We start from the raw sequence: 24,427 nt of genomic DNA on the forward strand, positions 1-24,427 counted from the left end.
CATACTTTCGTATATTATAATATACTCCAAGAAAAAGATCAAGCCTAAAGCTTGATCTAATCTTTCACGATTTCAGCAATATACTCTCTGTTGAGCCAGAAAGCCTGCTTAGTAATTTCTTGACCGTCTGGTAACTGAACTTTGTCTTTACCATCCTTGGCTTTTGGACGAATATGTGTTACATGGTTTTCTTTGGCACTCGGTAAATTATTAGATGTACCTCTAGATTCGACGGTTAATTTTACCCCATCTTTCAATACTTTTCTACCCCGACGCCACATTAATCCAACTTCATTACGAATCGTCTGTTCAGGCATGTTCCATAATACTATCTTTTTAAAATAAGGGATTCTATCGGGATTTTCCTTGAGCGTTTCCCGATATTGAAATACAACGAATAAAAATTTAGTTTCTTCAAATTTCTGATAGAATTGAGATTCTTCAAAAGAATCATTCAACCATGCATCAAAATCGACGTTTTCAAAAGACATATGCTCTTTAGGCAGATTATTCGGTTCCAACCTAATTGTTTTAAATTGAATATTTGCTTTTGAAAATTCTTCTATATTATCTAACTTCGTTCCTGTAATCCCAAGAATTCTACTAATCATGTTTGCGATGGTAGATTTATTTTTAGGATTGATTTCATAATTAATCTTTTGACTAATTTCTCTCATATTCAATCCTACGTAGGGTGCAAATCGCTCTTGTAGAATAGTCTCCAAGGATTTTTTCGCTAATTCCTCTTTACTAGCAAACGAGACGATATTGTCTTGCTTTATATATTTTCTAACTAAAGTCGTCATATACGAAGCTTTTAAAGAAAATGCACGCTGCATCGCGGGGACATCAGAAAATGGCTGTTGTCTTAATGAATTTTTGTTAGCGCCTTTCGTACATGCACCTAGATACATGGTATCGCCTTCGGATAATTCTTCTGCTTTCCCTGCACGGATTTTTCCTACAATGATTTCCCAGTCATTTTTGATAATCTCTAGGTCGTCTTCAGGATAAGTATATAAGACAGATTTTAATATACGATAATCACCACGATCTAATTCCTTATCCCAGAAATAAAACATCATTAATATCGTTTCGTTCTTACGCCAGAAGGAAGACGTTTCAAAAGAATACTCTACTTCCTTCATATAATTAATAATGTTCAGCACCAATCGTTCCTTAGCCGCAAGTGCCTTATTTTTATTTTGTTTCACAGGTGTTGCTTTCAACTCTACACCTAGTTCGCCAAAATCAGCTTCACTTGTAGAATTAATGGCATAGCCAAATAAGCCTTCTTCTAATATTTGACCGATACCGCCTTTATTGCCTTTTGAAGCTAAGCGGTCATTAATATCATATTCTTTAACTGTCTTACCCACTGCACTTTCAGCAATTTCGATTAATTCCTCAATGGTTTCAATTCTCATATTAACTCAACCTTCTTATATTATGTGAATTAATTATTAAAATTTTTTCCTCTTTATAATTTTATGTTTAATAGCTAATTCTTTGAGCTTAGTTTTTCTAATAACTAAATTAACAGGTTCTTCTTGAAGTCGGTTCGTATATTTCAGCCATGCCTTACCATCACTTTTTTCTAAATTTAACCTATCTATATTATTCTCATGGAAAGTACTTATCAAATCAGTTGCTTTTTTTTCAAAATTATCTTTAGTAACACCTATACTCGACACATATTTTTGCATTCTTCGCTTATCAATTATCATAACTTCAATTTCTTCGATATTATCATATTTAATGTTATTTACATCAACCAAATCGAATGCATTCTCACCTTTTTTTGGCAAATCTACCCATAACCAAGAAAGAAAATAATATTCTGTTAGATTGTATTTTTCGCCGTACAGCCACCCAGATTTATATTCGCCATTTTTATTCTTTGAATACAATTCAAAAGCAAAAGTAGGTAATGAATCAGGACGCTTATTCCTATCATTTCTTATTGTTTTCGAATAATAAGTTGCTGACTTACAATCTATCCAATGCTCTTTTCTATCTCCAAAAATATCCCTATCATAAATAAAAAAGTCAACGCCTTGGTGTTGTAAACTTTCATTAGAATTGATGTTAATATATCTAATCTCTCCAATAGGTATCTGATTTTCATAAAAATTATCTTTAATCCAATTATTTATAACTCTTTCTCTGGATATATCACTTCTAAAGTTACTACTCATAATAAAACCCTTTTCTTAATAAATCTAAAATAATTTATAAATTATGTTACCACCAATAATACTAGTATAAAAATTTAACTTCAATTAAAAAAAAGACATTAATTCATATTTGGATTAATGTCTTTATATTATATTCTAATATTAGTTTGCACTACCTGGTTCTGGTGCGCCTTCCCATACTGGGATTGATGAGCCTGCTGACATTTCGTCGATGATTGCTGCGACTTCGTCAGTTTGGTAGTATTCAAGGATTGTTTTGTAAACTTCGTTTTCTGTTTCGTCTTCACGTACTGCAATGACGTTGTAGTATGGTTTTGAGGTGTCCGCTACTGGCTCTAAGTAGATTGAGTCTTGTGTTGGCACGTAACCTGCGTCTGTTGCCATGTCGTTGTTGATTAATGAGATATCAACGTCAGCAAGTGCGCGAGCTGTTTGGTTGGCTGCCATTTCTTCAAATTGTAAGTTTTTTGGATTTGAAGTAATGTCACTTGTTGTTGGTAATAAACCTTTTGACTCATCTAATTCGATTAGGCCCGCTGTTTGGAGTAACAGTAAGGCACGTGATCCGTTTGATACGTCGTCTGGAATTGCGACTAAAGCGCCGTCTGCTAATTCATCTAGTGAATCAATTTTTTCAGAGAAGACACCCATTGGATTTAAGGTTGTATATCCAAGTGTAGTATTAGAATAACCACCTTCCTCGTTAATTGAATCCATGTAAATTTCTGTTAGGGCTGAATGCATATCGATTGAACCATCGTCTAATGATACGATTGGTTGACGGTAGTCCGTGAATTTCACCAATTCAATTTCAATATTTTCTTTTTCTAACAATTCTTCTTGTAGGAATTCCCATTGATCATTTTTATCACCAACGACACCTAATTTTACTTTAGTTGTTTCTTCACTTTGACCACAAGCAGCTAATACTAATACCACTAATGCCAAGCCCAATGCACGGAAAATTTTCTTCATAATGTTGCCTCCAAATGGTTTTTTATCATTCCTTAATTGTAGGAAAAACCAATCATGATTGCAATTCAATCGAGATACTAGATAACCATAATCCTTGATAGTTTATTGCTATCAATAGCTATATATTTTTTGATATAGCAACCTTCTGTTATCAAGATATCAGCGTAATTCCAGTAAGCGTATACCTTTATTTATGTTTATATAAACAGGGACTATACTACGACAACAAACAATATTATCATAGAAAGTTATCAAAATAACTTTTCAGAGTCATGTAATCTAGCATTTTAAAATCCTCTTAAGGTCAAATAAAAAAGCAACATATATATAAATTAAGTAGTTCAGTTTTGGAGTACAAAAAGTGAAAATGTAAACCTAAATGAGTATCAAATTGCAACTGAATTTGATACTCGTTTTTTATTGTTAAATCAACGTTTGTTGTTAATTTACACCACAAAATGTAAGTTAAAATGTATATAAAAATGCGAACGTGAAATAATTATTGTAGGAATGCAAATTGGTGTGTTAAAATGGTTACAATTTACTAAGCAAAAAGGGGTGCATTTTCCTATGCAATTTCTTGAGCCAAAAAATAAGAACGCTAAGTCTGTGGATTGGGAAATATCAGAGCAAGTAAGGGTGATAGTTAAGCAATACGCTGAATATGCAGAGCGTACTGAAAGCGAAGCAGTGGATGAATTCTTATTGAACATTTTAGACGATAAGAAGTTTATTGAATGGATTGCCAACAAGCGAAGTAATAAGCGGATTGTTGAAAAAATGGGTATCAAAGATAGAGTGGGTTGATAGACAATGACCAAGCTTAAAAGATTAGCCACGAAGGAAGATGAAATTGTAGATGTTAAAATTCCGATTTCAAACGAAGAATTAAAAGATAGGGCTAAACAATATGATTTATTAACTCCAAAACGATTTGCAACAAGGTATAACAAAATGTTGTTCTTGCCAACGTCTTTTAAATGGAACGGTTCTGAATATCCCATTCAATATAATTACTGCATCAATCCGTTTTGTTGTAATTTTGGGAAAGAACAGCACAAATTCAAAGATGTAAAAGGGAAACCAAGTCGATATAAAATGACTGGTAGTTCCAAAGATAAAGGTCATAAAGGTATGTACTGCAATGACAATCCTATTGGCAGAGGTGTATCGCAAAACTGTACAGTAACCCCTTTATCTAATTGGTCTGTTGTTGAAGAAATTAAACGCCTTATAGAAATCAATAGCATCCAAGATGTTGAGCCAGATTATCAATTTCATAAAGAAGGCTGCTCGGAAGAAGAATCAACCCCATTCAATGAGCCGAAGCAATTTTACAAAAGGGGGAAAAGTAGGGGCAAATCTCAACGCTATCAATGTAAGGCGTGTAAGAAGTTCACTAATGTTCTACCAAAAAGAGAAGAAACCACTACTTATCACCAACAAAAGAACACCATTCTTCCAATGTTCGCTAAGATGGTTGTTGGAAGGGTTTCAGTCAGTCGTACTTGTGATATTTTAGGAATTGGAGTTGGAACCTACTATCATAAGCTGGAGTGGCTGTATAGGCGTTGTTTGGAGTTTTTAGAACGATATGAGACACAACCCCTTCAAACAAAGAAATTTAACGAGATGTGGCTTAATACGGACAAGATGCACTACTACCTAAATAACGTCCGTAAGAAAGGACAAGGTTCAAAGAAATATACGGGGTTTGAAGACCTTAATATGCAAACGTATATAGTTGTATCTGCTGAGGTCTTATCAAGATATGTGTTCCGTTCTGATGTTGCCTATGATTGGAATATTTCAATGGATGAATTAAATGAAGATACAAGAAAATTCAAAGAAGACCATCTCAATACTTTTAGTCGTAAAAATGATAGGTTAGATTGGTCTTATTATCCACAAGAACCATCCGCTAACGATAGCGAAAATAGGAATGCTTATCTTCACGAATTAGGGAAAATTACTAATAGGAGTAGATTTGTCGATGGTTTAAATGTTGATGCTCCTTATACTACAACTGCTCACTATTGGTTAATTAAACAAATGGTTAATGCCGACGAATGGCGAATGATTAGTGATGATGACTTCTCTATTAGAAACGCCTTTTATAGAGTATTCACGAAAGAATTAAGGTTGAGCGATGCACATCATTTTATTTGCCAAGTTAACAAGACGAAAAGCAGAAAACAATGCTTAAAAGAATTCGGACAAGCAAAAGCAGAACTGCTCGATTGGGGAGATATCAGAGGATTCAAAACAAAGTTTCTACGGACTTTGGCATCTCATTATCTAACTGAATTACTAACAAGTCATCAATTCCACGAAGAGGCTATTAGTAAAGATGGAGAAAGATATCGCAAATATGCCGATAACCCTATCAAACATCCATTAGCCACTAAGGATAAAGGATTTTATTCAGTTGATTGTAGAACGGATTTATCTGCTCTGGAACCAAACGAAATCGCAAAGATGCTATTAAATGTTAATGACCATTCGACCAATAGCTTTATTCAACAGATAAGACGTTATATATCATCTCTTGAAAGACCATTAACAACAGCTCGTGGTGATAAGAAGAGCTATATTTACGCTAACTTCAATCCGAAGTATGCTCAATTTGCGATTACAATTCTAAGAACTTACTACAACTTTTGTCGCCCTTTTAAATCAGCGGATAAAAAGGTTTTGACACCTGCTCAAAGATTAGGGATTACAGATAAACAATTTGATTGGAAAGATATAATTTATTTCAAATGACAAAAAGAGCTTGGAGTAATCCCAAGCTCTTGTGCTTTATCTTTACTGTTCTTCTTCAATTAACGCACCCGTTAACTCAATAAGTTTTTTCTTTCATATACATGAAAATAGTAGTTATACGGATTTTTATCATTCTTTATCCCTTTTTGGGCAAATACCTCATTCCATTCCTCATAATTCACTTCTGGAAAAAAAGTATCTCCTTCGAATTCATGATGTATTTTTGTGATGTACATTTTCTCAACATAAGGGAAAAACAAATTATAAATCTGTTCTCCTCCGAAAATAAAAATTTCTTCTTCGTTTTTACATAACTCAAAAACATCTTCTATTGAATGAACAATTTCACAACCATTAAAGGTAAACCCCTTATCTCTCGTCAGAATAATATTTCTTCTGTCAGGTAAGGCTCTTCCGATTGATTCAAGGTTCTTCCTACCTAATATTATCGGATGTCCCTTTGTAGTATTTTTAACATATTCCCAGTCCTTGGGAATCCTCCAAGGAATGTCATTCTCTTTGCCAATCACTCTATTCTTATCCATCGCAGCAATCAAAGAAACTTTCATTTATAACACAGCCTTTTTAACTAATTTACCATCTAATTTCTTATTTCTATCAAAAAACCTTTTCTCATTATCCTGCCCGTTAGTTGAATAAGCAATTTTTTCTATAAGTTATATTATCATAATACCACAAAATCACAAATTTTCATTCAATTATCATTTTCAATTGCATTTTATAAATCATTTTGTATGTAATTTGGTATGTAAGTTAAAATGAAAAAAGTAGTCCATTTTGAAGTACATTTTGTCATTTTGTACTCCAAAACTGAACTACTTATATATAAATACAAGTTGCTTTTTTTGTTGGTCTTATTGATATCCTTTATTTCATACGGAATAGCTGACTTGACGGTAGCGAAACATGTGGGCCACTTGCTGGTCAGATTGCACGCCATATTTGTTTTCCTCGGAGTAGGCTTCGTGACCTTTACCGGTAAGGACTAACAATACCGGATTTGTGGACATTTCAAGGGCAAGTTCGACGGCTTCCACCCGGTCTAGTGCCATAGCCATTGAATCTAGGCCATATAGGGTCACGTATTCAAGATACTTTTCAGCCATGACTTGTCTTGGCACACCATTTAAGTCGTCAGTGGTTAGGATGGTTAAGTCGGCCCCAGTTTGCGAGGCGGACACCATTTGCGGGAATTTTTTAGTGTCCCGCTGCCCTCTAAAGCCAAAGATATGGATGATTTCGTGGTTTGGGTACTGGGTGTTTAGGGTTGTTAATAGGGCTTCAATGGTATCCGGCGTGTGGGCATAATCGATGACCATTTCGTTGCCGTCTGCTAGTGGATAGTATTCTAAACGGCCTGCAATTCCCGCAAAGTCTGCGATTGCATCATTGGTATTGCCAGCGTCTAATCCTAGGTCAACCATGACGGTTGTGGCTAAGACCAGGTTTTCTTGGTTATAAACACCTGATAAGGGCGCTTCGATTGCTTCAATTTGTCCACCTTGTCCATTGAAGGCAACAACGGCTGTGTCGGTTGTTTTATCTAAAACATAACTTGTCGCCTCTTTCTTGGTATCTACTGTTAGGACTTGTTTACCGCTCGCTTTCAGTTCTTTGGCTAGGCGGTTGCCCCACATGGTATAGCTATTGATGACCGCCTTTCCGTCCGCTTTCAATAAACTAAATAGAGATTTTTTGGCTTGGTAATAAGCTTCCATGGTCTTGTGGTAGTCTAGATGGTCGTGTTGTAGGTTGGTAAATAAGGCATAGTCAAATTCCATCCCTGCCATTCTATACTGATGGAGTCCTTGACTTGAAGTTTCAATAACCACTACATCGTCATTTGACCGGGCCAGGGCAGTTTGCATTTCTGTCGCACTTGGCGTGGTTAATTTGCTTTCATATCGTTGACCGTTGATTTCATTGTATACAGTACCGAAGTAAGCCACATCAAAGCCTGCTTTCTTCAATAAATGTTGCAAGAATAAGGCGGTTGTCGTTTTGCCGTTAGTCCCTGTAATCCCAATCACCAACTTGTCTTGACTAGGATTTTGGTAAAAGGTGGCTGCCAGTAAACCAAGGGCCTCTCTAGCATTGTCTACCTGGATAAATGGGACAGTCGTTCGCCCAGTTAAATCAGATTCTGAAACGATTAGGCTGGCTCCGCGTTCAATCGCATTACCGATATAAGTTTCGCCGTTGGTGGCGTATCCGGAGATGGCAACAAATAGGTGGCCATTTGTTACTTGAAGTGAAGATTCACTAATTCCGGTAATGTTCATATTTTCTACATGTGCTTTTAAAGGATTTTTCGGTGTCACACCACTTTGTTCAAGTAATTCAAAGACCTTCATACTCATTCACCTTTCTCTTTCTCTTGTTTTCTAACTTGTCTATATATTGGGCTATATAGATGGCGAAAGTGTGAAGAAAGATAGGTTAAACTACTGTCTATTCAAGATGAATTATTCGAAAAATGCGCCTATTTATTAACTTTCTTAAGAATTGTATAGTAAAAGCTAAAGGCAGATAAAAAGGACCAATGACTATCTACATTAGTCATTCGTCCCATATCCTCATATATCTATTAAGTTTATGATTCTTTTTGAGCTAGGTATTCGTCTCTAAGTAAGGAAAATACCACGGAGTCTGATGGCCCACTATCTAGTTGTTCATCTTGTCTAAGAATCCCCTCTTCAGTAAAGCCCAGACGTTTTGGAACCGCTTGGCTTTTATGATTAGTTACCGCCGCTCGAATTTCTACACGGTTTAAGGCTAAGTCATTAAAAAGATAATCAAGTAAGAACGCTACAGACTTGGTCATAATCCCTAAACCTTGGAATTCTTCCCCTAAGTAGTAACCGAGTGAAGTCGACTTGTTTAGGTGTTTAATATAATGCAAACCAAGCACACCGGCTAGTTGGCCTTCAAACCAAATCCCACATTGAAACCCATCGTTACTGGCAAATTGTTGTAGCCCCTCTTTAATAAAAGGTAATTCATCTTCCGGACCTTTCATGAATTTCACCCAAGGTAAGTATTCACCGAGGTAGTCACGTGAATGATCAATTAACTTGTACAAAGCTTCTACATCACGCTCTTCTAATATTTTGATTGATAATTTGTCATCAATTGGGGTTTGAAACATGCCACCACACCTCTCTGATTTTCTTTATATCATAACATCTTATATACTTTTTAGCCGAGCAAATACAGCCTGTCTATCTAGCGTTCCTAAACTTGTATCATTTTCCGTGATCTCAACAATCTCATCAGTCGCTAGTAAGGCGTATAAGTCTTTTTGATGGCTAGCGATATCAATTTGCGGATAATCTGGATGGTCCCCGGAAATTGGTTGAATATCTGATCGGAAGATATTTAAGCCAAAGACATCTTCTTTCTCTTGGTTAAATAAGGAAGCCACTACCTGGTTTTCTGGATTGGTCAGAATTTCCTGAGCCGTATCCACTTGAATTAAACTGCCCTGGTTCATAATCCCAATTCGGTCAGCTAATTTAATGGCTTCATCCATATCATGGGTAACAAATAAAATGGTTGTCTTCAACCGTTGATGAATATCGACTATGAGGTCTTGTAGCTGGTTACGCGAAATTGGGTCTAAAGCTGAAAAAGGTTCATCCATCAAAATAATGTCTGGTTCAGCTGCAATCGCACGTAAAATCCCTATTCGCTGTTGTTCCCCACCAGATAATTCATTAACGGGTCGGTTCCGGTATATTTCGGGATCTAAGCCTACCAAATTGAGTAGTTCGTCAATTCTAGCTACACGTTTCTCCTTTGGCCAACCAATCATTTCTGGAATAACATCAATATTTTCACTAACATTCATTGTTGGGAAAAGGGCAATCTTTTGTAAGACATACCCCATATTCCAGCGCATCTTCTCAATATCATGATCTTTAATCTTTTGCCCTTTAAAGTAAATATCTCCACCTGTTGGCTCAGTCAAGCCGTTCACCATTTTAAGTGATGTCGTTTTCCCACTACCTGAAGGACCCACTAAGACAAAAAATTCACCTTCATGAATGGTTAGGTTCAAGTCATCAATTACACGTTTATCTTCATATACTTTCTCTACATCTTTAAATTCAATTATACTGGCCATTATGCATCCTCCCCTATTAAGCCCTTGTCGACTAGGAAATCATGGGCTACTTGGCTGGGCTCTTGCCCTTCAACGTTTACAGCATAGTTCATTTGAATCATCTCATCTTCGGTTACTAATCCACTTAATTTGTTTAGGGATGCCACAATTTCTGGATGGTCTTCAGCGAAGGCTACATTCATCAATGGACCTCCTTGATAATTAGGGAATAGTCCTAAATCATCTTCAAGCGTAACCAAATCATACTCTAAAATTTGACTATCAGTTGAATAAGCATCAATAACATTGACTTCATTGTTATTGATCGCATTGTATCTAAGCGCAGGTTCAAGACTTTTCACTGACGGGAAGGTCAACCCGTATAATTCTTGAATACCAACATAGCCATCTTGACGGTCAATAAATTCTAACGTAAAGCCAGCTGTGATCTCGTCTTCGACTTTCGCTAGATCTGAAATCGTTTCTAGATCATTCTCCTCTGCAAAAGGACGTTTCACGGCTAAAGCATAGGTATTTTCAAAAGAAAATGGTTCTAGAAAAGTCATATCATACTGTTCTTTTAATAAGTCACGCGCTAATTGATAGGTATCTGCTTGGTCGAAGTCGCTTGTATCCGTAGCTTCATCTACGTCAACTAAACTTTCAAGGACTGTACCTGAAAATTCTGGATAAATATCGATTTCATTATTGTCTAAAGCGGAAAAAAGGAAGCTTGTTTTACCAAAATTACCTTTTACTTCAACATTGACATCGTCATTATCTGCTTCAATGATTTCTTTATACATATTAATTAGAATCTCTGGTTCTGACCCTAATTTACCGGCAATAGTGACATTCGTTACTTGACCAGTCAATCGTTGTGCCAAGATAGGCCCACCAATTCCTACAAATAAAACAAGCAAGCTAATCAGGATGGTTTTCATTTTTTTATTTTCCAACCATTTAATGAGGGCACCAAAAATAATCGCTAATAAAGATGATGCGATCGCACCGATAAGGGTTAAATTGCTATCATTTCGGTCGATCCCCAACATAATCAAAGACCCCAGTCCACCAGCACCGATTAAAGTCGCTAAGGTTGCTGTTCCGATCGTTAATACTAACGAGGTCCGAATACCAGAAATGACCACCGGCATGGCAATCGGTAATTCCACCTTAAACAGACGTCTTCGTCTAGGCATCCCAAAAGCGATTGCAGCTTCTTCAATTGTCGGGTCAATCTCTACAAATCCTGTATAGGTATTTTGTAAGATAGGCAAAATCGCATAGACAACTAAGGCAATCAGTGCAGGTACTGAACCTATCCCTACTAAGGGAATTAACAATCCTAACAAGGCCAATGAGGGAATCGTTTGTAAGATACTAGCAAATTGTAATACAGGTTCCGCATATTTACGGTGATCACTCAGCCAAATGGCTAGTGGAATGGCAATAACACAAGCAATGAACAAGGCAAGCAAGGAAATAGCCATATGTTCGTAAGTAGCAGTGAATAATTGGTCTTTACGTTCCATTAACGCTAAGAAAAAATCGTTCATGATAACTCCTTTCAAGTTACAAGGTGTACGTAGATGATTTAAAATTGCGCACGATAAAATTGTGTCATCAAAAGGACATGCTTCCAACAAAATTATCACTCGTATGTTATATTATCGCACACAAAGTCATAATTACATTGCAATAAGTCTGTGTTTTGACTGACTTTTTTGTCCAAAGTCATCTTTTTAAATTTATGCATTCACCGAGTCAAAAAAAGAGCCATGCAAGCATGACTCTTCTGTAGGTATTCACAAGTGTTATATGGATTGAATACCGTATTCTTTTACATATAGTTTCTGTGCAACAATAGGTGAAATGATTGAAGTAATGATACATACCATCATGACAATAGCTGTAGCACTTGCTGACTGATCAGCAAATACCAACGGCAAAGCAGATGCAATACTAGCAGGATTGGCTACTGACATGCCTGCTACATTCCAAATAGCTGCACCATCTACCCCTGCGTTTTGTTTCATGATGTAGCGGTCAAATGGGATTAATGGTAATAATAAGACCATAAAGATTCCGGCCATCAAAATACCTGGCAAACCTGCAGCGATAGCTGATTGAATATTCATCGCTGCACCTAGGTTCCATCCTAAGAAAGGTAGTAAACGACCAATCATCGGCACAAAAAAGTCGGTGAAATCTTTGTCTAGGTTACCTAGAATAGTACCGGCTACTAAAGGCACAAAGATTGAGATAATCGGTTGCCAATCGATCCCTGCTGCCCCACCATCGGCCGTTAAAATACTAAGCAAAATTAAAGGTGCAAAAGGCATCCCAATTAAACCCATGATACCGTAAACGGCGCCAAACTGTTTATCCCCATAACTTGAATGAATAGCTAATGCTACCGCTGGGTTTAAAGAATAAATCACACAAGCGAAAGCCAATAAATTGATACCAAAAATGCCATCTAAGCCAAACAACCAATAAAAAACTAAAATATAGATTGTTGAAATCACTAATTTAAACAAAATTATCGGCAAATGACGTTTTATCAAAGGCACAATTTGTTTTAAATCTAAACTTGTCCCAGCTGAAAATACCAATAGTCCAATCACAACGTTGGTCCCCAATTGAAATGTTTGTTGTGTGGTACCGCCAATTGCATCATACATATTAGGGAAGATAGACACTAATACCAGTGATAATACCAAGGGAATCAAAAACATCCCTGCAGGTACTTTATTTATTTTCTTAAACATATATAAACCTCGCTATAAGCATTTTTTATGGAAACACCACAATTACGTTATACTATATTGCTTTCAATCTTGAGTCAATAGCACTTGTCAGCTTTTTACGAAGTCATTTGGAATTTATGACTAAAATTGCAAATATCATATCCATAAAAATACCCCTTGAATTTAGCTAGCATAACTAAATTCAAGGGGGTTTTTCATCTATTTAAACAAGGTATTGTTCAAGTGGTTTATTTCTTTATGCCATGGAAGAAGGCGTTTAATAAGACCACTGTTACACCACCAGCTACGATTCCTGAAGATGTTAGCCAAGAGATCCATTCTGGCAGTTGTGCAAAGGCTGCAGGTGCAATAGCTACACCTAAACCGATTGTAATTGCAGCACCAATAATCAATTGGTTACGATTATCTGCTAAATCTTGCGCACCCAATACGCTGATTCCGTATGATAAGACATTACCAAATAAGAAGATCATTGCCCCACCTAATACGGCTGACGGTACAGAAGTTGCAATCGCACCAATTTTTGGAATTAACCCACATAGTAGCATTAAGATGATCAAGTTGATGAAGATCGATTTCCGCTTTTCACCTGACATTTGCACAACCCCAACGTTTTGTGAGAAGGCGGTTTGTGGTGAGGTATTGAAAATCCCTGCTAGTAAATAGCCGATACCTACTGAGAAATATGAGCGTCTTAAATCCGCTTCATCGATGTCTTTGTCGTACATACCTGCTAATGCGTAGTTGATACCTGTAACTTCAATCATTGAGATGATCCCAACGACTGCTAGGGATAAAATAGCTGCCGGATTGAAGCTTGGCGATTCGATAGCAAACGGCATGGGTAATTGGAACCAAGAGGCTTCTAATATCGGTTGGATGTCCATTTTGCCCATAAAGACGGCAATCACCATACCGGCCACAAGTCCAATCAAAATAGAGATAGACTGTAGGAAGCCTTTAGTGAAGCGGTATAAGAGCAGGATAATCACGAAAGTAATCAGCCCAAGAATCAAGTTATCGATATTGCCGTAGTCTGCACTACCCTCGCCACCTGCTAGATTATTAATCGCAACAGGAATCAAGGTCGCACCAATTAAGGTTACAATAGTCCCGGTCACTAGTGGCGGGAATAGATGGGACAATTTGGCAAAAATAGGTGCCAATAGTAGGATGATGATACCCGCTGCAAGGACTGAACCGAACATGGTCCCTAAACCGTACTGCGCACCTACCTGAACCATAGGGCCAATCGCTGTAAAGGAACAAGCCATTACAACAGGTAAGCCCATACCGATAACTTTACCTCGGTAAAGTTGTAGGAATGTTGCAATCCCTGAAATCACGATGTCAGCCGATACCAGGTAAAGGGTCTGTTGGGTCGTGAAGTTTAGAGAACTTGAGATAATTAACGGTACCACAATAGCACCGGCATACATGGCTAGTAAATGTTGTAGTGAGAGAAATGTAGTTTTAGCTGAGAAGACATCTTTAAAATTTATATTTTTCAAATTGGCCACCCGCTATGCTAACTTTTCATCTTCTTCATCTACAAAAGTTACTTTATTGCCTGCTAATGATGCAATACGGCAAACTGAGTAAACATCTACACCCGCATCAATAAGGCGTTGACGTCCTGGTTGGAATGATTTTTCTACACAAATACCCACACCAACAACTTCAGCACCAGCTTGTTTCACTAAGTCAATTAAACCTAGACTCGCTTCACCATTTGCTAAGAAATCGTCAATGATCAGTACTTTATCATTCTCATTTAAGTATTCTTTAGAGATGATAATTTCGCTTGTTTTATTCTTAGTAAATGAATGTACTAATGTTGAGAATTTATCTTGTCCAGCAAGTGTTGATGGTTCAGATTTTTTTGCAAATAACATCGGTACTTGGAAGTGTGCAGCTACCATGATAGCAGGTGCAATACCACTTGCTTCGATGGTTAATACTTTGGTAATTTCACGTGATTTAAAGTAATCAAAGAAATTGCTTTGGATGTCATGCATCACTTTTGGGTCGATTTGGTGGTTTAGGAATGAGTCAATTTTTAAAATCTTTTCGTCAATAACAGTACCATCTCTTAAAATACGTTTTTGTAAGTAGTTCATGATAAATAGCCCCTTTATTTTTGTTACCTCCATTGTACGAACAATATATTTCCATTGCAAGGGATTGTTCGGCGAAACTACGAATAATTTCTAATGGATGTCGATTAATTTGCATAAAAAGCTTATTTAACCACAAAAAACTGGCTTGAGAGCCAGTTTTTTTTACTTATATTGGTTGGACATTTAAAAGTCGTAATCATCGTCGCCCATCGCTTCTGATTCACCCATTAAGTATGAATTTCCTACTTGTGAAAAGAAGTCATGGTTACTTGAATCTGTTGAGATACCATTCATCACAATTGGGTTAACATTTTCTGCTGTACCATCTGGATAAAAGGGTTCAAATCCTAAGTTTTGTAAAGCTTTATTGGCGTTGTAATGCACGAAGGTATTGACTTCTTTCGTCCAGCCTACTTGTGTATAGATTTCTTCGGTATATTTTTCTTCGTTTTCCATTAGGTCAAATAGTAGCGCGTACATCCAGTCTTTTAATTCATTTTGTTCATCAGTTGAAAGTTGGTTGTAGCCTAATTGGAATTTATAACCTAGATAAGTACCGTGAACAGACTCATCACGAATAATCAACTTGATAATTTCAGCAACATTTTCTAATTTATTGTTACCTAAATACCAAAGTGGCGCATAAAATCCTGAGTAGAATAAATAGGTTTCTAGAAAGACACTAGCGACTTTTTGTTGTAGACCAGTACCATCTTGGTAAATTTCGTTGATACGACGCGCCTTATATTGAAGGTATTCATTGTTATTAGCCCATTCAAAGATTTCATCAATTTCACGAGTTGTATTCAATGAAATAAAAATTGTTGAATAAGATTTAGCGTGTACTGACTCCATAAATAGGATATTATTCAATACGGCTTCTTCGTGTTGTGTCCGAACGGCGTCACGCATGACGTTAGCCCCCTCTTCAGACTGCAAGGTGTCTAAGGCGGTTAAACCAGCAAAGGCTTTGTTGACGACGTCGCGTTCTTCATCTGTTAAGATCCGCCAGTCGTCGCGGTCGTTTGAAACTGGAATACGTGTATCCAACCAAAATTGTGAGGTTAGTTTTTCCCAGGTTGACTTGTCGATGGCGTCTTCTACTCGGTCCCAGTCGATGGATTTGTAGTATAAAACGTTGTGGTTGGTTGGTTCACCATTCAAAATCTGGTTAAAGTATTTTTTCTGTTCTTGTGTCATTGCTTATTTTTCCTCTCATTTACGTTTTAAATCACACATGATTCACATTGGTCAACGCCAATTTCTTTATCGGAGTCATCTGTATAGGTCCGCACATAGTAAATCGATTTGATCCCTTGTGCCCAAGCATAATTACGCAAGCGGTTAAGGTCACGGGTAGTCATTTTGTCCGTATTACCATTTTTCCATTCATATAAGCCTTGTGGAATAGTTGATTGCATAAACAGGGTCAAGGACATCCCTTGGTCAATATGTTTTTGTGCTGTTGCATAAGTATCGATTACTTGACGCATGTCAGTTTCGTAAGCAGATTTGTAATACTGGATAGTATCATTATCCAAGTATGGTGCAGGATAGTACATAGATCCAATATTGGTTTCCTGACGATTTTCGATGAGATGGACAATTGGGTGAATAGATGACGATGCTTCGTTGATATATGAAATCGATCCGGTTGGTGCAACGGTTAACAGGTAGGCGTTGTACAGGCCGTCTGTCATAATCGCCTCGTTCAATGCTTGCCAGTCTTCAGGTGTTGGCAGGTGAATATGGTCGAATAGCTTAGCTACCTTCTCAGACTGGAAAACGAACGGTTCTTGGTTGTTAATGTAACGGTCACGAATGTAAGAACCATCAGCATAAGCTGATTGGTCAAATTCAAAAAAGCTTTCTCCACGTTCCTTGGCAATCTGGTTTGAGGTCTTCAAAGCATAGTAACGTAATGCCATAAAGTAGGCGTCGGTTAATTCTAAAGCTTCTGGCGAACCGTAGTGGATTTGATTGGTAGCAAGGGCTGTATGTAGTCCCATCGCTCCCAATCCGATAGAGTTATAGGCTGAGTTCCCGCGTTCAACACTTGGCACAGCTTGGATTGATGTCATATCAGAAACGGCAGTTAAAGCCCGTACAGCAGTATCCACAGCTTTCTCAAAATTATGCGTTTTTAGCATTTCAGTGATATTGGTTGAAGCCAAGTTACATGAAATATCTAGCCCAACTTCCTCGTAGGTAAGGTCTTCGTTTAAAGTAGACGGTTTTTGGACTTGCATGATTTCAGAACATAAGTTAGACATGGTAATTGTCCCGTTGACTGGATTTTCCTTGTTTGCTGTATCTACATTCATGATGTAAGGATAACCAGACTCTTGTTGTAGACGAGAAATCTCTTGTTCTAATTCCCGGGCATTGATTTTATATTTCTTGATTTCTTTGTTGGCGACCATATCCTCGTAGTGTTCAGTGATATCCACGTAACCAAATGGCTCACCGTAGATTCTTTCCACGTCATATGGACTAAACAAGTACATGGGTTCATTTGTTTTCAATAGTTCGTAATACTTATCTGGCACAACTAGTCCTAAAGATAGCGTCTTCACACGAATTTTCTCATCGGCATTTTCTTTTTTAGTAGATAAGAACTCATACACATCCGGGTGGAAGGCATTTAAATAAACGACCCCAGCACCATTTCGTTGACCCAATTGGTTAGCATAAGAAAAGGCATCTTCTAACAGTTTCATTACTGGCACAACACCTGAACCAGCATTTTCAATACCTTTAATTGCGGCACCGGCTTCACGAAGGTTAGACAAGTTAACCCCTACACCACCACCGCGTTTAGACAGTTGAAGTGAGGAATTTACTGCACGACCAATTGACTCCATGTTATCTTGGACATCAATTAAGAAACAAGAAACCATCTCACCGCGACGCTTCTTACCGGCGTTTAAGAAGGTAGGTGTAGCCATTTGTAGACGGTGTTCAATGTGCTCTTCAGCAATATGCCAAGCTAAATCTTCGTTGCCATCTGCTAAATACAAAGCAGTAAAAGCAATTCGATCTTCATACCTTTCTAGAAATCGTTTGTTGTCATTTGTTTTTAGGGCATATTGCGTGTAAAACTTATAAGCACCCATAAAGCTCTTAAAGCGGAATTTATGGCTATATAAATGGTCAAACAAGGATTGGATGAAATCGAAAGAATATTTATTTAAGAAGCCTTCCTCAATATAATCATTGTTGACTAAATACTGTAATTTTTCTTCTAATGTATGGAAGAAAACTGTATTCGGGTTCACATATTCTAAGAAATAAGCCCTTACCGCTTCTCGGTCTTTATTTAATTGGATTTGTTTGTCAGCAGTTGGGATATTTACCATATTGTTAAGCTTAAAGTAAGTAATGTCTTTCGTATTTTCAATTTTTAATTTCTTGGTATCTGTCAATTTTCTCTAACTCCTCTGTTAACTTAGCCACGTCATAAGCAGACCCTTGGAACTCAAATCCATGTAAGACAGGAATATCAAACTCAGCAGATAGTTCCTTTACTGTTACACAGAATAATTGAGCAAAGTTGCGGTTGCCCCCACCAAAAAAGCCCTTGCATAAAGATGCATTATCCGCCCATTCTAAAAATTCTTCAGCCGTTTCAATCACGTCACCATACACATGACTTTCATATGATGGAATCACCATAATAAAAGGCTCAGTCATCGTCACTGGTGCTACTGCTGATGAAATCTCATAAGTATCGAAGCCTTGAACTTTATTGATAAAACGTCTGGTTTGACCCGTTAATGAATAATAAACTATGCTTGCCATGCTTCCACCAAAGCTTCCATCTTTTCAGGTCTATAACCATTGAAATGTTTTCCTGTTGAGTCTGTAATTACTGGTAAAGACAAATACCCTAATTCTTTTACTTCATCTAGATACATCGCCTCTAGGTCTACCCGTTTCTCTTCAAAAGGCACCTCTTTCGCTTCAAGGTATTTCTTAGCAAATACGCATTGTGGGCAGCCACTCTTTGCATAAACTGTGATTGTCATGGTCATTACTCCTCGCTTTTTATTAAAAAACACAATAAATTGTGGTTTGTTTATTATTTAACCCTATATATTGTGTTTAATCTAGTCATAGTATAGGGGTGGAGATGAACTATTATCAATCCTTATTCACAAGTTTCCTAAAAGAAATAACAAATTGTATCTGCTAATTTTTGTAGAATATGATAAATTAGGGGTTTCTAAACGTTTTATATCTTGTATACAAAAATACGATGGTGATTTTCGACAAAATGTAAGCAACTTTTGTATTTACTTATCGCTTTTTGTGCCGTTTAAATATAAAAAAACCCCTATCCAAGTTTTTATGCTTAGATAGGGGGTATTAAATGTTTGATTATAAGCTTGCTAGAGCTTGGTCTAAGTGGTGGGCTACTTTTTCTTTACCCAATACTTCAATTGTTAAACCAATAGAAGGACCGTGTTGTTCACCTGAAGTAGCTACTCGGATTGGCATATATAAATTTTTACCTTTTACGCCAGTTTCTTTTTGAACAGCTTTGATTGCTGCCATAATGTTTTCCTCTTTGAAGTCATCAGCTGGAATTTCAGCTAATTTCGCTTGGAAGGCTTTTAAGACATCCGCTACACCTTCACCAGCTAATACTTCTTTAGCATCATCTGCGATGTGTAGTTCATCTTGGAAGAACATATCTGATAAATCAACGATTTCAGCTGCATATGACATTTCATCTTTATATAATGAAACTAATTTTTCAGTCCATGCGCGTTCTTCTGCTGTTGATGTCTCAGATATACGGCCTGCTCTTTGTAGATGGTCAATCGCTAATTTCGCTACGTCTTCAGCATCCGCTGCTTTCATGTAGCGGTTGTTGATCCATTCTAGTTTTTTGTTGTCAAAGGCTGCTGGTGATTTACTTAAACGGTCTGTATCAAAGATCTCGATCAATTCATCATGTGAGAAGATTTCTTCTTCGCCTTTTGGAGACCAACCTAATAATGTAATGAAGTTGAACATTGCATCTGGTAGGTAACCTAAGTCACGGTATTGTTCGATAAATTGTAAGATTGACCCGTCACGTTTAGATAATTTTTTACCTGTTTCAGCATTAACGATTAATGTCATATGACCAAATGTTGGACGTTCAAATCCTAATGCGTCATAAATCATTAATTGTTTAGGTGTGTTCGCAATATGGTCGTCACCACGTAATACGTGAGTGATTTCCATCAAGTGGTCGTCAACAACAACGGCGAAGTTGTAAGTTGGCATACCATCTTGTTTACGGATAACGAAGTCACCTGAAATCGCTGCTGACTCGAAAGAGATTTCCCCTTTTACCATGTCATCAAAGGTATATGTGGTGTTTTCAGGTACGCGGAAACGGATTGTTTCTGGACGTCCTTCTGCACGTGCTGCGTCGATTTCTTCTTGTGATTTATCGCGCCATTTACCAATATAACGTGGTGTTTCACCGTTTGCGACTTGCGCTTCATGTTCTGCTTCGATTTCCTCAGATGTATCAAATGCATAGTAAGCCAAGCCTTTGTCTAGTAATTCTGTTAGGTAACGGTCGTAGATATCTTTACGTTCAGATTGACGGTAAGGGCCGTATTCACCTGGCTTATCTGGACCTTCATCCCACTCAATACCCAACCACCGTAAGTTTTCTAGTTGAGATCTTTCTCCGTCCTCAAGGTTCCGTTTTGTATCGGTATCTTCAATACGAATAATAAATTCCCCGCCGTTGTGACGAGCGAATAAATAATTGAACAAGGCGGTACGAGCATTCCCAATATGTAAATGACCAGTTGGACTTGGCGCATAACGTACGCGTACTTTATCTGACATGTTGATTTCTCCTTTTATATTTAGCTTTTCAATCAAAATAGGCTGGTAAAAATACCAACCTAATTTTCCATCACTATTATTATACTTCTAGTCAGCTATTTTGGCAAAGACCATGCGTCCAGCATTGGTTTGAATAGCTGAGGTAATCTCTACTGAAAGGGTCTCATCAATATGATGTTTCCCTTCTTCAACAACAATCATCGTGCCGTCGTCCATGTAGGCAACACCTTGTTGGCGCTCTGTACCAGCTTTTACAATATGTACAGAAATCGTTTCGCCAGGGATCACAATAGATTTCAATGAATTTGCTAACTCATTAATATTTAACACTTTAATCTTGTGGAATTGACTCACTTTATTCAAGTTATAATCATTGGTTACTACAACACCATCCACTAATTTGGCTAGACGCAATAATTTTAAGTCTACTTCCGTTTCATCATCGAAATCACCCGCGTAGAAATCAACCACCACATCTTCTAGCGCTTGGATTTGGTTTAAAATATCCAAACCGCGGCGGCCACGAACTCGCTTCAATGAATCTGCTGAATCTGCAATGTATTGTAATTCTTTCAAGACAAAGTTGGGTACCACTATCACACCTTCGATAAAGCCAGCTTTTAAGACATCTAAAATCCGTCCATCGATAATCACCGATGTATCTAAAATCTTATAGGGTTGGTAAGCCTCATCTGCAGCTTGTCTAAGTGATAGTAAGGCATCCGTATACATATCAAGGCCTTCTGAGTGAGTTGATAAGTCATTTTCATGTGTTTCCTTATCTGATTGTACATCTTCAGTAATAGGCATATCTGTTGATTCACTACGTCTCCCCTGCGGAATACGGGTAAGCATTTCCATAATCTCAGCGCTTTTATTAGAGAAGATATAGAAACCTAGTACACCCAAGACAATGGTTAAGACAATTGGCAAGATATTTGAAATGAATGGCCAACCAATCGCCACTAAGGGAATGTTGATTAACCAAGCTAAAACTAGTCCAATAATAACACCTAATGCAGAAACTAAAACCTTTTCGATCGATAACTGACGCATGTCACGCTCGATATTATGAATAAAACGCATCAATAAAGGCTGTGTTAATCCGTAAATAAGAAAAAGAATAATTGCACCAAGTACGATGTTAAACAGTGGATAATAGAAAAAGCTCATATTGATATTGATCATGTCCCAAAGTAATGGTAATACATAATAACCTATTGAAGATCCTAGTATCACAATGAGTACGCGAGACAATATTTTCCAAAATCTTTCGTTCATTTTATGCACCTCCTTTTATAAAAAAAATAAGTTATGAAGCGGTTTCTTTATTATACTACCGCTTTTTATAGTATAACTTTTTGTTTACATTTACACAATAAACTTACTTAAAATACAGTCTAGTATTTATCATCTTAACCTGAAATTAACATCTGACGCATATTCGAGATAAAAAGAGAGCTTGGCTACCGTTCGGTCCAAGCTCTCCAGTATCTATCTATTTTGGAAAAATCGTATTCAACACTTCTCTTACAGTAGTTACACCAACTACTTGTATTTTTTGTTTGCCAGTTAAACCTGATATCGCATTTTTAGGGATAAAAATCCGCTCAAACCCTAATTTTTCAGCTTCTTGAACACGTTCCGCAATTCTTGTTACCCGTCTAATTTCACCAGTCAAACCAATTTCTCCGACGAAACAATCAGTTGGTTTTGTTTCTTTTTCTCGGTATGAAGAAGCCACAGCTACTGCGATAGCTAGGTCAATCGCTGGTTCATCTAAACGGACACCACCAGTTGATTTGAGGTAGGCATCTTGATTTTGAAGCATTAAACCAGCTCTCTTCTCAAGTACAGCCATAATGAGTGATACCCGTGAATAATCTAGGCCAGAAGCTGTTCTACGGGCATTCCCAAATGAGGTAGGTGTAAGTAGCGCTTGAATTTCCGTTAAAATCGGTCGTGTTCCTTCCATAGAAGCAACAACTGCTGATCCATTAGTGCCAGCTAGCCTTTCTTCTAAGAAGAGTTCGGAAGGATTAGCGACTTCATGCAGGCCGTCTTGTTGCATGTCAAAGACCCCAATTTCATTGGTTGATCCAAACCGGTTCTTCACTGCCCGTAAAATCCTGAAAGTATCATGCTTCTCACCTTCAAAATACAGTACAGTATCCACCATATGCTCTAGAATACGCGGTCCAGCAATGTTTCCTTCTTTCGTCACATGCCCAACGATGAAAATCCCTATATTTTGTGACTTGGCTAATTTCATTAACTCTGCTGTCGTTTGGCGGACTTGGCCAACTGATCCAGCCGTTGATGTCGCATCCTCGTGGGTCATAGTTTGAATAGAGTCAATCACTACAAAGCGCGGTTGTAAGTCATAAATGGCATCTTGGATAGCCGCCATATCCGTTTCTGCATAGACGTAGAAATCCGCCCCTTCAAAGCCTAGACGGTCCGCCCGCAGCTTGATTTGGTGCATCGATTCCTCTCCCGATACATAAAGAACTGGTCCTGCGCTTTGATGCAATTCAGCTGATACTTGTAGCATCAAGGTCGATTTCCCAATTCCTGGGTCTCCACCGATTAACACTAGAGAGCCTTGAACCACACCGCCACCTAAGACCCGATTCAACTCACCCAACTGCGTTTGGATTCGAGGCGTTTCTTCCCCTTGAACCGCCGCCAATTTTTGTGGCTTCATTCGGCTTGAATTGACTTGTCCAGCGTGCGTCTCAGGATGCGCAATAGTCTTTCCATATAAGCGTTCCTCTTCCATTTGGTTCCAGGCCCCACAATTCGGGCACTTACCATAGAACTGAACACTCTCATAACCACAAGCCTGACAAACATATCTCGTTGTCGTTTTCTTCGCCATAATGGACTTCACTCCTTTCTATTTAGTTGAACAATAGCAACTGACGATTATTGACCAGAAGAGCCAAAACCCCCTGCACGCACTTGATCACTTGGCTGGTCATCAGCAGTCGTTAAGAAAGAAAGGAAAATCCCTTGCGCAATACGCTCACCTTTTTTAATTTGAACGTCACGTAAACCAAAGTTTACTAATTGAACAAATAAATGACCTTCATTATTTTCATTATTGTAGTAATCTGCATCAACAATACCTACCCCATTTGGTAATGAAAGCCCACGTTTAAGCGGGTTTGAAGACCGACAAGCTAATTGTAAGTATTCATTCTCGCCCATATAAGCTTTCAAACCTGTTGGCACTAGCACTGGTTTCATAGCACTTTCGTCTACTTCACCTGCTACATTTAAATGCGCAAGGTCTTTTAGCACGTGCTTCACACCAGTCTTCCACATTGCCGGTACAATAATATCTTCAGCCGCTGCTATATCATAGCCAGCCGATAAAGTTGTTGAACGTTTTGGTAATGTAATTGCCTCATCATTGGCATAGGCCGAGATTTTCTCAAATCCTCGTGTATTTTCTACTGTCATAAACAAATTCCATCCTTTACTACCCATACTTGAATTTTACTGACCTATTGTACCATTGATTAGCAGATTTCTAAACGTTAGACAATGTGGATTCAGTGTTACTTACTCGCTCTGGTCAGCAGCAGCTACTTCCGCATCTGCCAC

At 37.7% G+C, this 24,427-nt stretch carries 21 protein-coding genes; 2 read left to right on the forward strand and 19 right to left on the reverse strand.

What is annotated here, in order from left to right:
* Nucleotides 1-56: 56 nt before the first annotated feature.
* The 3 genes from ACFW0C_RS03485 to ACFW0C_RS03495 form a co-directional block, all read right to left on the reverse strand.
* The gene (locus tag ACFW0C_RS03485; protein ID WP_378105394.1) at nucleotides 57-1,427 is read right to left on the reverse strand and encodes a Sau3AI family type II restriction endonuclease; all 1,371 of its coding nucleotides are present in this window, start codon (nucleotides 1,425-1,427) and stop codon (nucleotides 57-59) included.
* 36 nt (nucleotides 1,428-1,463) lie between these two features.
* Nucleotides 1,464-2,198, reverse strand: coding sequence for a hypothetical protein (locus ACFW0C_RS03490; RefSeq protein WP_378105395.1), 735 nt, complete (start codon nucleotides 2,196-2,198; stop codon nucleotides 1,464-1,466).
* Between the two features lie 141 nt (nucleotides 2,199-2,339).
* Nucleotides 2,340-3,173: a MetQ/NlpA family ABC transporter substrate-binding protein gene (locus tag ACFW0C_RS03495; RefSeq protein ID WP_378105397.1), complete on the reverse strand. Its 834-nt coding sequence runs from the start codon at nucleotides 3,171-3,173 to the stop codon at nucleotides 2,340-2,342.
* 570 nt (nucleotides 3,174-3,743) lie between these two features.
* Between ACFW0C_RS03495 and ACFW0C_RS03500 the strand changes: the two genes are divergently transcribed.
* The gene (locus ACFW0C_RS03500) at nucleotides 3,744-3,980 is read left to right on the forward strand and encodes a hypothetical protein (protein ID WP_001159903.1); all 237 of its coding nucleotides are present in this window, start codon (nucleotides 3,744-3,746) and stop codon (nucleotides 3,978-3,980) included.
* A 6-nt stretch (nucleotides 3,981-3,986) separates the two neighbouring features.
* Nucleotides 3,987-5,939 carry a hypothetical protein gene (locus ACFW0C_RS03505; protein WP_000163792.1) on the forward strand — a complete coding sequence of 651 codons (1,953 nt, stop codon included), beginning with the start codon at nucleotides 3,987-3,989 and terminating at the stop codon, nucleotides 5,937-5,939.
* Nucleotides 5,940-6,010: 71 nt separating this feature from the next.
* Here the strand turns inward: ACFW0C_RS03505 and dfrG are convergent, their stop codons facing one another.
* The 16 genes from dfrG to ACFW0C_RS03585 form a co-directional block, all read right to left on the reverse strand.
* Nucleotides 6,011-6,508, reverse strand: a complete 498-nt coding sequence (gene dfrG / locus ACFW0C_RS03510; protein ID WP_000868795.1) for a trimethoprim-resistant dihydrofolate reductase DfrG — start codon at nucleotides 6,506-6,508, stop codon at nucleotides 6,011-6,013.
* 324 nt (nucleotides 6,509-6,832) lie between these two features.
* Entirely contained in the window at nucleotides 6,833-8,320 is a 1,488-nt protein-coding gene (locus tag ACFW0C_RS03515) for a Mur ligase family protein (RefSeq protein WP_378105399.1), read from the reverse strand.
* 233 nt (nucleotides 8,321-8,553) lie between these two features.
* Nucleotides 8,554-9,108 carry a GNAT family N-acetyltransferase gene (locus ACFW0C_RS03520; RefSeq protein ID WP_378105402.1) on the reverse strand — a complete coding sequence of 185 codons (555 nt, stop codon included), beginning with the start codon at nucleotides 9,106-9,108 and terminating at the stop codon, nucleotides 8,554-8,556.
* 39 nt (nucleotides 9,109-9,147) lie between these two features.
* Complete coding sequence (locus ACFW0C_RS03525; protein WP_378105405.1) at nucleotides 9,148-10,086, reverse strand: ABC transporter ATP-binding protein; 939 nt, start codon at nucleotides 10,084-10,086, stop codon at nucleotides 9,148-9,150.
* Complete coding sequence (locus ACFW0C_RS03530) at nucleotides 10,086-11,624, reverse strand: ABC transporter permease/substrate-binding protein (RefSeq protein ID WP_378105408.1); 1,539 nt, start codon at nucleotides 11,622-11,624, stop codon at nucleotides 10,086-10,088. The genes ACFW0C_RS03525 and ACFW0C_RS03530 overlap by 1 nt, the downstream gene beginning before the upstream one ends.
* A gap of 258 nt (nucleotides 11,625-11,882) precedes the next feature.
* A complete protein-coding gene (locus ACFW0C_RS03535) occupies nucleotides 11,883-12,839 on the reverse strand; it encodes a 2-keto-3-deoxygluconate permease (protein ID WP_378105409.1) in 957 nt (318 codons plus the stop codon).
* Between the two features lie 227 nt (nucleotides 12,840-13,066).
* Nucleotides 13,067-14,359 carry a nucleobase:cation symporter-2 family protein gene (locus ACFW0C_RS03540; protein WP_378105412.1) on the reverse strand — a complete coding sequence of 431 codons (1,293 nt, stop codon included), beginning with the start codon at nucleotides 14,357-14,359 and terminating at the stop codon, nucleotides 13,067-13,069.
* 3 nt (nucleotides 14,360-14,362) lie between these two features.
* Nucleotides 14,363-14,959 (reverse strand): xanthine phosphoribosyltransferase, encoded by a 597-nt coding sequence (locus ACFW0C_RS03545; RefSeq protein WP_111856500.1) that lies wholly within the window; start codon nucleotides 14,957-14,959, stop codon nucleotides 14,363-14,365.
* A 183-nt stretch (nucleotides 14,960-15,142) separates the two neighbouring features.
* Nucleotides 15,143-16,159 (reverse strand): class 1b ribonucleoside-diphosphate reductase subunit beta, encoded by a 1,017-nt coding sequence (nrdF, locus tag ACFW0C_RS03550; protein ID WP_378105414.1) that lies wholly within the window; start codon nucleotides 16,157-16,159, stop codon nucleotides 15,143-15,145.
* Nucleotides 16,160-16,185: 26 nt separating this feature from the next.
* Nucleotides 16,186-18,384 carry a class 1b ribonucleoside-diphosphate reductase subunit alpha gene (gene nrdE / locus ACFW0C_RS03555; RefSeq protein WP_378105417.1) on the reverse strand — a complete coding sequence of 733 codons (2,199 nt, stop codon included), beginning with the start codon at nucleotides 18,382-18,384 and terminating at the stop codon, nucleotides 16,186-16,188.
* Nucleotides 18,356-18,760: a class Ib ribonucleoside-diphosphate reductase assembly flavoprotein NrdI gene (gene nrdI, locus ACFW0C_RS03560; RefSeq protein ID WP_378105419.1), complete on the reverse strand. Its 405-nt coding sequence runs from the start codon at nucleotides 18,758-18,760 to the stop codon at nucleotides 18,356-18,358. The genes nrdE and nrdI overlap by 29 nt, the downstream gene beginning before the upstream one ends.
* Nucleotides 18,748-18,987, reverse strand: coding sequence for a glutaredoxin domain-containing protein (locus tag ACFW0C_RS03565; protein WP_378105421.1), 240 nt, complete (start codon nucleotides 18,985-18,987; stop codon nucleotides 18,748-18,750). The genes nrdI and ACFW0C_RS03565 overlap by 13 nt, the downstream gene beginning before the upstream one ends.
* Nucleotides 18,988-19,339: 352 nt before the next feature.
* A complete protein-coding gene (gltX, locus tag ACFW0C_RS03570) occupies nucleotides 19,340-20,815 on the reverse strand; it encodes a glutamate--tRNA ligase (protein WP_378105422.1) in 1,476 nt (491 codons plus the stop codon).
* An 87-nt stretch (nucleotides 20,816-20,902) separates the two neighbouring features.
* Nucleotides 20,903-22,096, reverse strand: a complete 1,194-nt coding sequence (locus tag ACFW0C_RS03575; protein WP_378105424.1) for a PIN/TRAM domain-containing protein — start codon at nucleotides 22,094-22,096, stop codon at nucleotides 20,903-20,905.
* 217 nt (nucleotides 22,097-22,313) lie between these two features.
* Complete coding sequence (gene radA, locus ACFW0C_RS03580; RefSeq protein ID WP_378105427.1) at nucleotides 22,314-23,696, reverse strand: DNA repair protein RadA; 1,383 nt, start codon at nucleotides 23,694-23,696, stop codon at nucleotides 22,314-22,316.
* 47 nt (nucleotides 23,697-23,743) lie between these two features.
* The gene (locus ACFW0C_RS03585; protein ID WP_039934533.1) at nucleotides 23,744-24,283 is read right to left on the reverse strand and encodes a dUTP diphosphatase; all 540 of its coding nucleotides are present in this window, start codon (nucleotides 24,281-24,283) and stop codon (nucleotides 23,744-23,746) included.
* Nucleotides 24,284-24,427 lie beyond the last annotated feature (144 nt).

The sequence above is a fragment of the Aerococcus sp. NPDC058936 genome (genome assembly GCF_042741995.1).
Taxonomy (GTDB): domain Bacteria; phylum Bacillota; class Bacilli; order Lactobacillales; family Aerococcaceae; genus Aerococcus.